This is a genomic window from Streptococcus sp. UBA632 (assembly GCF_002300045.1).
In the GTDB taxonomy this organism is placed as follows: Bacteria; Bacillota; Bacilli; order Lactobacillales; family Streptococcaceae; genus Streptococcus; species Streptococcus alactolyticus.
This window is the reverse complement of record NZ_DBPA01000023.1, coordinates 22,331-33,426: the sequence shown is the minus strand read 5'-3', so window position 1 is coordinate 33,426 and position 11,096 is coordinate 22,331. Positions and strand designations below refer to the sequence as shown.

Below are 11,096 nucleotides of genomic sequence, written 5' to 3'. Positions count from 1 at the left end.
CTGTCAAACACACAAGGAAATTACGGTTTCTGTAATCGAAACTGATGTATTATTTTTGCTGGCTAATGACGTTGAACTAGAGCTGCCATCTGTTGTTGGTTTTAAGGTGATTCCTGTCATACCTTCGCTATTAACCGTATAGGTTACATTAGCTTTCAACTGTCCATCATTTTCGATACCGATGTTATCAAAGACTACCGTATCACCAGCGATAGCATACTTGTTTGTCTCAGCACTGTTATAATCAGAAGTAATAGCTGAACCAACCCAATCTTTGGCACTGACAAGAGCTAGACCATAGGTATCGACACTATTATAAGACGTGTTAAATGCACTACTTTTACCTGGGGTAATCTTAACACGGATCTTATTAACAGTCGTTGGGACGTTCACCATTACACTATACTTACCGTCTAGGAAATCAAATTTATACCCATCTGTTTTGGTGAAGAGAACTGTCTCTGTTTCTTTACCATCTTTATCAAGAGCAACAATAGTCACCCCAAATTGTGATGTTTCTGAAGTTTGATAAGTAGTTCCACTGCCAGCTAAAGTAGCAATTGTTTTAAAGACAAATTCACCACCAGGAGCGACTGTGATATCTTGGTAAACCCCTTCATAACCATCAACCAGCTGATTATTTTTGCCTGATTGGTATTTACCAAGGATGATGTAATTTTGATCTTTCTCAGGACGTACAATACTGTTGTCTTTATCTCCCCAGAAGTTCGTTCCGACTTGAACATAGTTGCCGATTGGTTTCCAACCAAAGTTTTGATCTGATTCGGCAGCTGCTTTATCATAAGTATTGATAACCCCTCCATCATGCCATAGAGAGCCACTTATTGTTTGAGAACTGTGTTCACCAGTTGTTGGAGTAGCAAGCTGGATGTCTGTACCATTGACAAAGTCAGAGACCGCTTGGTTAGATTCGTAGGTCACGCTTGGACGGAAGGTGTTGACGTTGTTGACTGGTGTACCACCTTGGACATTAGCAAAGAAGCGGTCGCCTGATTCGCTAACGCTTCCGCCTGAGCCTAAGCGTTGATAGTCTTTGTTAAGGGTAAGTGCCTTGCTTTGTTCAAAAGTCAATGATGCCAAAATGGTGTTTGAAAGGTCCATTTTAGCTAATTGTGACGTTGTCAACACTTTGATTTCATCAGGTGTTAGGTCTGTGATTTTTGGTGTTGTTTCTTGACTTGTTTCACTAGCAGGCATTGCGACTGTAGTTGTCAGCTCTGGAGTTGTCTCAATAGTTGGTGTCACTTCTTTTTCAGTTGTTTCTGTTGCAGAAGTTGTTGTGGCTGTTGTTGGAGCTACTTCTTCTGCTTTGTCTTCTGAAGTTTCTGTTTTGCTTTCAGCTGTGCTTTCTTCTGTTACATCGCTAGAAGCTTCGGTTTTGCTTTCTTAAACAGATGGTGTTGTTTCTTCTGTTGTGTCAGCAGATGCGACAACTGAGCTATCCGTTGTTTCTGTTGCAGTAGAGCTGCTTGTGCCTTCTGGAGTAACTTCTTCTGTTTTGCTTTCCGTTGCACTTACTTCAGTAGCTGGTGTTGTGATTGACTCTTTTGTCCCTTCTTGCGCTTTTGTAGGAGCATCCTCGTCAGCTGTCTGAGTAACAACTACTTTGATGTCGTTAGAAGCACTAGGTTCGTCGGCTGCTACTTGCCCACCACCTAATACAAGTGCTGCACCTAGCAAGACGCTAGCAGCACCAAAATGGTACTTTCTAATTGAAAAACGTTGACGTGATTTGTATCAATTAAAACTTGATTTGGATTGCTTAGGTTTATTCATTGTAACCTCCATAATATTAAAACTGTTTCTTTTCTTTTTCTTGATACAAAGAAATCGTTGTATCATTTTTATACAATTCAACCTAAATAATTATACATTTTACTCCTATGCAACACATCTCTACAAGGTAGCACCTCCTTTAAATATTACAAAAGCAATGTTTTTGCAAATTCATATTTTTAAAATTATCAGAATTTTTTATAAACAAAAATAAGTTAATTATGATTAAAATTGATGTTTAATTCTCATTTTATATCTTTTACTTTACTTAAAACGTAAAAAAATCAACTTTTTTCTTAACCCATGCAGTGTTTTTTCTTATAGTTTTCAGAATTTTTTATTTTTTTTAATACAAAGAGACAAAAACAAGAACTAAAAAACAACCAAAAATATCTTCTAACTTATTCTAAAATACATTATAAATCTTAAACATTAGATTTATCAAACAAAAGAACTCAGAGTTTTTTGCAGTAACTTTACAAGAATTTTACAAATAGTTTATGTGAAACTTTCTGAAAAATATTCACTAACATCTATCTTTTTCTGCTATTTTTTACACAAAAAAGGACTTCGTTTCATGAAACAAAGTCTTTTTTGATAAAATTTTGGTCAACGTTCCCCTTTATTGCGAATAACAAAGCCTGCTTTTTTCTCACTTGATGTGCGATGAGGACGTTTGTTGTCTTTGCTTTGGAAGTCACGCTTATTTTTAGAAGAGGTGCGTTTGAATTCGTAGTGGTTGTCGCGGTTATCACGGCGTCTGTCAGAGCGGTTACCACGACGATTGTCGCGACCACGTCCACCTTTGCGGTCATTGTTGTGAGCACCTGATGGTTTGAATGGCAATGGTTTTTCACGCGCAATTTCAATTTTTGGCAAGCTTTCAGGGTCTTTCACAGTCAAGCTAAGAATATAAAGCGCCAATTCTTCAGGGGTGAATTCAGCTGCTAGCTTGATAGCGTCGCCTTTGAATTTGTCAAAGCTTGCACGAACGGTTTCATCTGCAAAATCACGCTCGATTTTCTTAAGAGCCACTTTTTTCTTAGCTTTGAAAGCTTCTTCTGCTGTCGCTGGTTTCAAGCCTTTCATGCGTTTCTTGGTTAATTTTTCGATGATTGACAAGTAACCCATTTCATTTGGTGCCACAAATGTGACAGACTGACCGTGTTTACCAGCACGACCTGTACGACCGATACGGTGAACGTAGCTTTCAGGGTCTTGCGGAATATCATAGTTGTAAACGTGGGTCACACCTGAGATGTCAAGCCCACGCGCCGCAACATCTGTCGCTACCAAGATGTCGATGTTATCATTTTTAAAATCACGAAGGACACGGAGGCGTTTGCCTTGGTCAAGGTCACCGTGAATGCCTTCGGCACGATAGCCACGCAATTTCAAGCCACGGGTTAATTCGTCCACGCGGCGTTTGGTACGGCCAAAGACGATGGCTAATTCTGGGCGTTCCACGTCGATTAAACGTGTCATGGTGTCAAATTTTTCTTGTTCTTTAACACGGATATAGTATTGGTCCACCAAGTCAGTGGTTAATTCTTTGGCTGCCACGCGTACATGTTCTGGGTCATACATAAATTTGACACCGATGCGTTTGATGGCTTCTGGCATGGTTGCTGAGAAGAGGAGGGTTTGACGGTTCTCAGGCACACGGCTGATAATCGCTTCAATATCTTCAAGGAAGCCCATGTTGAGCATTTCGTCTGCTTCATCAAGGATAAGGGTTTCCACGTGGTCTAATTTCAAGGCTTTGCGTTTAATCAAGTCAAGCAAGCGTCCTGGTGTTCCGACAACGATGTGGGCACCTGAGCGAAGGGCTTTGATTTGTTTTTCAATGCTTGAGCCACCGTAAACAGAGCGAACTTTGACCCCTTTTTCACGACCAAAACGGAATAATTCTTCTTGTCCTTGGACGGCTAATTCACGCGTTGGGGCAATAACGAGGGCTTGAACAACGTGGCGACTGGTGTCGATTTTGTCTAGTGTTGGCAAGCCAAAAGCTGCTGTTTTTCCGGTACCTGTTTGGGCTTGTCCAATAACATCCTTGCCTTCTAAGGCTAAAGGAATGGTTAATTCTTGGATTGGTGATGGTTTTTCAAAACCTGCTTTTTCCACCGCTTTAAGAATGTTTTCTGATAAATGAAGTTCTGTAAATTTCAAAATGTTCTCTTTTCTAAAAGACAGTGCGAAGCTGCCTTATTAAACTTTACTGTCGTTATCTAACAACTCATCTAGTGTACCATATTCCTAATCAAAAAGATAGAAAACATGGTCATTCCCATCATAATTTTACTTTTCTCACTTTTTGAAGATTTATAAGGGCATAAAAAGAAGAGAAAAGCGTCTGTGTCAGCCTTTCTCTTTGGTTTTATTACATTTTTTCTTCGAGGTCAACGTCTGGGTATTTATCCGCAAACCAACGCAAAGCAAAGTCGTTTTCAAAAAGGAAAACGGGTTGGTCAAAGCGGTCTTTTGCCAAGATGTTGCGGCTTGATGACATGCGTTCATCAAGGTCTTCTGGTTTAATCCAGCGGACAGTCTTTTTACCCATTGAGGTCATGACCACTTCGGCATTGTATTCATTCTCCATGCGGTGTTTGAAAACTTCAAACTGCAACTGACCAACGGCACCAAGCATGTACTCGCCTGTTTGGTAGTTTTTGTACAGCTGGATAGCCCCTTCTTGCACCAATTGTTCAATCCCTTTATGGAAGGATTTTTGTTTCATGACATTTTTGGCAGCCACTTTCATGAACAATTCAGGGGTGAAGGTTGGGAGGGGTTCAAATTCAAATTTGTTTTTACCGACAGTTAGGGTATCACCGACTTGGTAAGTTCCTGTATCGTAAACCCCGATAATATCACCGGCGACAGCATTTTCAACATTTTCACGTGATTCGGCCATGAACTGTGTGACGTTTGAGAGTTTCACTGATTTTTTCGTACGGGCTAGATTGACACTCATGCCGCGTTCAAATTCACCTGAAACGATGCGGACAAAGGCGATGCGGTCACGGTGGCGTGGGTCCATGTTGGCTTGGATTTTAAAGACAAACCCTGAAAAATCTTTGTCGTAAGGGTCGATGACCGTGCCATCTGTGGTCTTGTGGCCGTGTGGTTCTGGAGCGAATTTCAAGAAGGTATCTAGGAAGGTTTGCACCCCAAAGTTCGTCAAGGCAGAACCAAAGAATACAGGCGTCAAGTCACCTGACAAGATAGCTTCTTCAGAAAATTCATTTCCTGCTTCTTCTAGCAATTCAACGTCTTCTAAAACTTGTTGGTAGAAGGGGTTGTTGGCAAAGAGTTTGTCACCATCTGCTAGGTCTGCAAAACGCTCGTCACCTTTGTAGAGTTCTAAGCGTTGGTTGTACAAATCATAAAGCCCTTCAAAAGATTTTCCCATACCAATTGGCCAGTTCATTGGGTAGCTGGCAATGCCAAGCACTTCTTCCAATTCTTCTAGCAAATCAAGGGGTTCACGTCCATCACGGTCCAATTTGTTGATGAAGGTGAAAACAGGGATATTGCGGTGTTTGACAACTTCAAATAATTTTTTGGTTTGTGCTTCGATACCTTTGGCTGAGTCAACCACCATTACCGCAGCATCTACCGCCATCAAGGTACGGTAGGTGTCTTCTGAAAAGTCCTCGTGCCCTGGGGTGTCTAGGATATTCACGCGTTTGTCTGCATAATCAAATTGCATTACTGATGAAGTTACTGAAATCCCACGTTGTTTTTCAATATCCATCCAGTCTGATTTGGCGAAATTTCCTGTTTTTTTCCCTTTGACAGTACCCGCCTCGCGAATCTCACCACCAAAGTAAAGCAATTGTTCTGTAATCGTCGTTTTACCAGCATCTGGGTGACTGATGATGGCAAACGTACGACGTTTTTTAATGTCATCTTGAATTGTCATTTTATTTCCTTATTAATCTTAATTATCTTCTTTATATAAACGTATCACCTAATCTTTAGTGACTACATTGGTCCACTCCTTTTCTGCCATACAAAAAATAGAGTCATGGGACTCATAACTCTATTATTATAACGAAAAGTGGGCTCTATTTCAATATTTCCCCACGGTGTTCTCCTCAGAAACCGCAAAATAATTGATTAAGAGAATACTACACATACAAAGACTGCCACCATAGTGCTCCATGATATTGATAAAGAAAGTTATCAAAAAGAGCATCGTATGGAATAATGTCAGTTTTTTCCCTCTCAACTGTACAATGAGAAAAATGGGATACAGTAGAAATAGGAAAATTCCCTGACGTAACAATGAATCAATATAAAAACTATCATCGTACATCGGATGCCCATTTATTTCGGTAAAAGTTGGAATATTTCGTGGCAACCAATCAACACCGAATGCTTGCAAATACGTGTGTCCGATATTCAATCTTCCTGAAAACCAATGATTCAATGTTGCATAAATGGTACTATCACCATTGTAGAAGTATGGAAGCCCTAGCCCCAAACCAAACATCACAATCACCAGTGGAATAATCACAGAACCAGAAACCTGATACTTTAGTAATAATGGTTTCAAAAAATAGCAAAGAATGATGACCCCAGCAATTAAAAATGTTGTCCTTGAGTCGGTAATCGCAAAAATCAATAAGGAAACAAGCAACATGACCAGTCCTGCTCTAGCTTTACGGCTCTTTCTAACCAAGGAAAAATCAAACAACAAACCAACCAGATACATTCCCAAAGAATTTGGGTGCATAAAACCATAAGAATGCCTAATCAAATCTTTGTCAGCTCGATACATGGTCATATCAGAAATAATATGACTATTGTAAGCAAAGAGCACTAAGATTGCTACAATCAGCTTGAAGTAGAAAATTGCTGTCATCAACCGCTCATCGTCCTTATCAACACTCGCTGATAACAAAAACAAGGTAACCATGGACAAATCATCAACGTTTGTTTCCAGATAATTAGACATTGGTAATAAAATCAAAAAAGCTAGTGCAAAAATCCCTGCTAAAATCTTCTCTATCGACCAACCTGAACGCCAAAAACTCCACAAATACATGGCAAATCCGCCAATAATGGCAAGACTTGACATCAATAAGAAAAACGGTAGAGGAAACGGATAACGTTTCAAGAACCAAGCTAGAAATAGCAAACAAAACTCAAGAAAATACAAGGCTCGATAAAGAAACCTTGCAAATGACTCTTCAGTCCTAAATACTTCCTTTAACCTTAACATCTCCACAGTAATCTATTCCTCCAGTGCTTCAACAACTTTAGCTAACTGCATTGAGTTGCTACCTTTCAACAAGATTTGGTCAGCTGGTTGCAATACTTTTTGGACAGTTTCAAGCATGGCATCAAATTGATCCTCGTCAGCTGTTTTCTTGAAATAATAAACTTTTCCAATTGGGAACATTTGACTAGCAAGTTGTGCCAACTCGGCAATATCTTCCCCATAGAAAATGAGTGTATCTAATGTTTCAGGTGACAAGCTCATAATCATGCGTTTATGAAGCTCAACAGATTGCTCACCCAATTCTTTCATGTCAGCAAGCACAGCGATTTTTTTACCACCCTCATTGGCAGGAATTTTAGAAAATGTCTCTAAAATTAAGCGCATTGCCGTTGGATTAGCATTGTAAACATCTGACAAAATATCAGCACCATTGGCTGCTTTTTTCCATTCCGTACGATTACGCGTTAATTCGATTGTCTCAAGAGCCTCGACAATATCGTCATCAGAAATGGCTAATAATTTACCAACATAAGCTGCCACCATGGCATTAGTCGCATTGTATTTTCCAGGCACAGGTAGGGTAATTGGACGGTCAATCACATTTGTCGTAAAGGTCAACGATTCCTTACTTTCTTGCAAATCTTTCACAAAAATTTCTGCGCCGTCACCAAAACGAATAACCATTTGGCTTTCAGGTAAATAAGGATCAACGATTGTGTCAGCTGGCGCAATCAAAATGCCATCTGAATCCATGCCATCAACAATTTGCAATTTACCTTCTGCGATTTTCTCACGACTACCGAAAAATTCCAAATGAGCTTCACCAATCAAAGTCACCACACCGATATGTGGTTTTGCAAGTTCTGACAACAGATGAATGTCACCCATATGATCTTGCCCCATTTCAAGGACAATTTTCTCCGTATCATCTGGCATATGAAGCGCTGTATATGGCAAACCAATTTCGTTATTGTAGTTGCCTTGTGTTTTATAAGTCTTGTATTCTGTTGATAAAACCGCAGCAATCATGTCTTTTGTGGTTGTTTTTCCGTTTGAGCCTGTCACGGCAATCACGTCAACACGTTGTTTTTCAAGGTAGTATTGGGCTAGGCGTTGGAAGGCCTCCAAACAATCGTCCACCAAAAGATAGGGGTGGTGGCTCAATTCGCGTTCTGAAAAGGTTGCAACGGCACCATTTTCAAAAGCCGTTTCAATAAAATCATGCCCATCACGTGCACCCTTCAAAGGCAAAAACAAGTCCCCTTTTTGAATCTTGCGACTATCAAATTCGATTTGGTGCAGGGGAACGTCATCAAACTCTGAGATCGTATTTTTAGCGCCAACAACTTTGGCCACTTCATGCAATGTTAATTTCATTTTGAATCCTTCATAAAAAATCTATTATTAACCTTTTCATTATATCATAAAATCCCTCTTCTCGTTGGACTTTTATGGTACAATTGTAGTTGCAAAGTTTTTTTGCACAGAGTAAATGGTTCGCGTTAAGTGTGTGTGAATGGGATGTTGTCACACAACGAAGCAATTTGCGCGGTGAGCCATTGCATCCGCTGTTAATTTTAACAGCTCTACTTTTGATTAAAGGAGCCAAAATGCATTCTATTTGTAAAACACCCCCATTAACCCCTAAGCGACTGGTTAGCTTGGCAATGCTTATTGCCCTTGCTTTCATCGTTAGTAAGTTCTCTATTCCGATTATCCCACAACAATTGGTGATTAGTTTGACCTTTATTGTCAACACGATTATCGGAATGATCGCAGGTCCTTTTTGGGCATTTATCAGTCTAGGTATTCTCGATGTGGTGGATAACTTATCGAGCGGTGCTGGTAATTTCATCATTTGGTGGACCTTGATGGAAGCCGTCCAAGGCTTTTTCTACGGTTATTTCTTTTATGAAAAGCCTCTAAGTTGGTCAAGTAAAAAAGACTGGCTTCATGTGACGCTAGCGACTGTCGTGATTATGTTAATCGGGACCTTTATTTTCACCCCACTCCTCATTCAGATTTACTTTGGTGTTCCTTTCTGGGCGCAGTACTTGTCAGGGCGTTGGTTGAAAATCTTTGAAATACCACTACGTATTATCATTACCATGTTAGTGATTCCACGTTTGCAGACGATTCCAGAATTGCGCAAACTCGCCAACTTACCTTAATAAACAACCTCAGAGAGTTATCCCATCTCTGAGGTTATTTTGTGCACAAAAAAACACCTCGAGGGTGCTTTTTCGTCTTAAATCAAATGGCTTTCGCGTTTGTCAAACATTTCTTTAGCGAGTTCTACCAATTGCTCAATCAAATCAGAGTATGGAAGTCCCATGTTTTCCCAAAGCAGTGGGTACATTGACCATTGGGTGAAACCTGGCATGGTGTTTAGTTCGTTGAGGTAAACGTGGCCGTCTTCTGTTAAGAAGAAATCGCAACGTGACAAACCACAGCCACCAATGGCACGAAAGGCTGTTGCTGCGTAGCCACGCATTTCTTCCGTAATTTCAGGAGCGATGTGAGCTGGGATGTCCATGGTGATTTTGTTGTCGATGTATTTGGCATCGTAGTCATAAAAGGCAACATCTTTGACCACTTCACCTGGTAGGGTTGTTTTCACATCGCCATTTCCTAAAATACCGACTTCAATCTCACGCGCATTGACCCCTTGCTCGATAAGGATACGGCTGTCGTATTTCAAGGCGAGGTCAATAGCAGAGCGAAGTGAAGCTTCGTCATCAGCTTTTGAAATCCCTACTGAAGAGCCCATGTTGGCTGGTTTGACAAAAACAGGGTAAGTCAAGTTTGCATTGACATCTACGATAGCTTTGTCGAGGTCAGCCCCTTCAATGTAAGTCACATAAGCCACTTGTGGCACGCCTGCTGTTTCCAAAATATGCTTGGTTGAGATTTTATCCATTGCCACACTTGATGACAAGATATTTGTTCCAACGTAAGGCATTCTGAGGACTTCAAGGAAACCTTGAACCGAACCATCTTCGCCCATTGGCCCGTGAAGCACTGGGAAAACAACTGCCCCTGGCTCGTAAATATCGCTTGGCTTGATTTTTTGACTGTCAACGATGGTGTCGTTGGTCATCAATTTTTCAGCGTCAGTCGGTTTGCTTGAAAATTCTTGTGTTTTAACAAAATCCCCTGTTTGTGTGATGAAATACGTTTTCACAAAGAATTTATCGTAGTTAATTGCACGCATGACGCTTTCAGCTGATAAAACAGACACTTCGCGCTCTGCAGAACGTCCACCATAAAGTAAAACAAGCGTTTCTTTTGACATACCTTTCATTACCAGAACATCTTGAGCAATTCTAGCCTCGCTCATGTTCCATTCCTTTTCTATTACAATTTCCTACCTATCATACCACAAAAGCAGCACCCTTTCAAACACCACTTGACCTCACGTGATAGAAAAAAGCAACTTTATGTAAAAGTTGCTTTGGGGTTATAATTCTGTACGGTTTTCAATAGCACGCAGCAGGGTCACTTCGTCAGCGTATTCGATATCAGAACCAACAGCAAGTCCTCGTGCTAGGCGGGTTACCTTAAGGCCAGCTGGTTTTAAGACGCGTGAGATATACATCGCGGTCGCCTCACCATCTGCGGTGGCATTGGTTGCGATAATCACCTCGCTGACCTCACTATCCATAAGGCGCGTAATCAAGGGCTTCAAATTGATGTCGTCTGGTCCAACGCCATTCATAGGAGAAATCAAGCCGTGCAAGACATGGTACAAGCCATGGTATTCTTGAATTTTCTCCATAGCAGACACATCCTTAGAATCTTCAACCACTAAAATCACTGAGCGGTCGCGGGTTTCATCCGTGCAGATATTGCAAGGGTCCTCGTCTGTTAAGTTACCACAAACTGAGCAGTAAGTCAGTTCACGCTTGGCTGCTAGTAGGTTTTTGGCAAATTCGTTGACGTCTTCGTCTGACATGCCAATGGTATGAAAAGCAAGTCGTGTCGCTGTCTTAATCCCAATGCCTGGCAATTTGGTAAAACTATCAATGAGTTTTGCGATGGGGGTTGGGTAGAGCATCTTTTTCCT

9 protein-coding genes and 1 riboswitch are annotated in these 11,096 nt (G+C 40.8%); of the genes, 1 reads left to right on the top strand and 8 read right to left on the bottom strand.

The window, feature by feature from the left end; all coding sequences use genetic code 11:
* Positions 1 to 3: 3 nt before the first annotated feature.
* The 6 genes from B3473_RS03020 to B3473_RS02995 all read right to left on the bottom strand — a co-directional run bounded on the left by B3473_RS03020 (position 4) and on the right by B3473_RS02995 (position 8,407).
* Positions 4 to 1,266, bottom strand: coding sequence for a hypothetical protein (locus B3473_RS03020; RefSeq protein ID WP_293651168.1), 1,263 nt, complete (start codon positions 1,264 to 1,266; stop codon positions 4 to 6).
* Positions 1,267 to 1,407: 141 nt separating this feature from the next.
* Positions 1,408 to 1,734, bottom strand: coding sequence for a YSIRK-type signal peptide-containing protein (locus B3473_RS03015; protein ID WP_235281177.1), 327 nt, complete (start codon positions 1,732 to 1,734; stop codon positions 1,408 to 1,410).
* 672 nt (positions 1,735 to 2,406) lie between these two features.
* On the bottom strand, positions 2,407 to 3,969 hold the full coding sequence (locus B3473_RS03010; RefSeq protein ID WP_293651167.1) for a DEAD/DEAH box helicase: 1,563 nt from the start codon (positions 3,967 to 3,969) through the stop codon (positions 2,407 to 2,409).
* A 211-nt stretch (positions 3,970 to 4,180) separates the two neighbouring features.
* Positions 4,181 to 5,725, bottom strand: a complete 1,545-nt coding sequence (locus B3473_RS03005; RefSeq protein ID WP_154455103.1) for a peptide chain release factor 3 — start codon at positions 5,723 to 5,725, stop codon at positions 4,181 to 4,183.
* Between the two features lie 150 nt (positions 5,726 to 5,875).
* Positions 5,876 to 7,030 (bottom strand): polymerase, encoded by a 1,155-nt coding sequence (locus B3473_RS03000; RefSeq protein WP_074596679.1) that lies wholly within the window; start codon positions 7,028 to 7,030, stop codon positions 5,876 to 5,878.
* A gap of 12 nt (positions 7,031 to 7,042) precedes the next feature.
* On the bottom strand, positions 7,043 to 8,407 hold the full coding sequence (locus B3473_RS02995; RefSeq protein WP_154455104.1) for a UDP-N-acetylmuramoyl-tripeptide--D-alanyl-D-alanine ligase: 1,365 nt from the start codon (positions 8,405 to 8,407) through the stop codon (positions 7,043 to 7,045).
* A gap of 105 nt (positions 8,408 to 8,512) precedes the next feature.
* A riboswitch (THF riboswitch) is annotated at positions 8,513 to 8,603 on the top strand.
* Positions 8,604 to 8,640: 37 nt separating this feature from the next.
* On the opposite strand from B3473_RS02995, the gene B3473_RS02990 reads away from it, so the two are divergent.
* The gene (locus B3473_RS02990) at positions 8,641 to 9,201 is read left to right on the top strand and encodes a folate family ECF transporter S component (protein ID WP_154455105.1); all 561 of its coding nucleotides are present in this window, start codon (positions 8,641 to 8,643) and stop codon (positions 9,199 to 9,201) included.
* A 77-nt stretch (positions 9,202 to 9,278) separates the two neighbouring features.
* Here B3473_RS02990 and B3473_RS02985 read toward each other — a convergent pair whose 3' ends face one another.
* Together B3473_RS02985 and recR are read right to left on the bottom strand one after the other, a co-directional pair.
* A complete protein-coding gene (locus B3473_RS02985) occupies positions 9,279 to 10,325 on the bottom strand; it encodes a D-alanine--D-alanine ligase (protein WP_154455117.1) in 1,047 nt (348 codons plus the stop codon).
* A gap of 165 nt (positions 10,326 to 10,490) precedes the next feature.
* On the bottom strand, positions 10,491 to 11,087 hold the full coding sequence (gene recR / locus B3473_RS02980; protein WP_154455106.1) for a recombination mediator RecR: 597 nt from the start codon (positions 11,085 to 11,087) through the stop codon (positions 10,491 to 10,493).
* Positions 11,088 to 11,096: the final 9 nt, after the last annotated feature.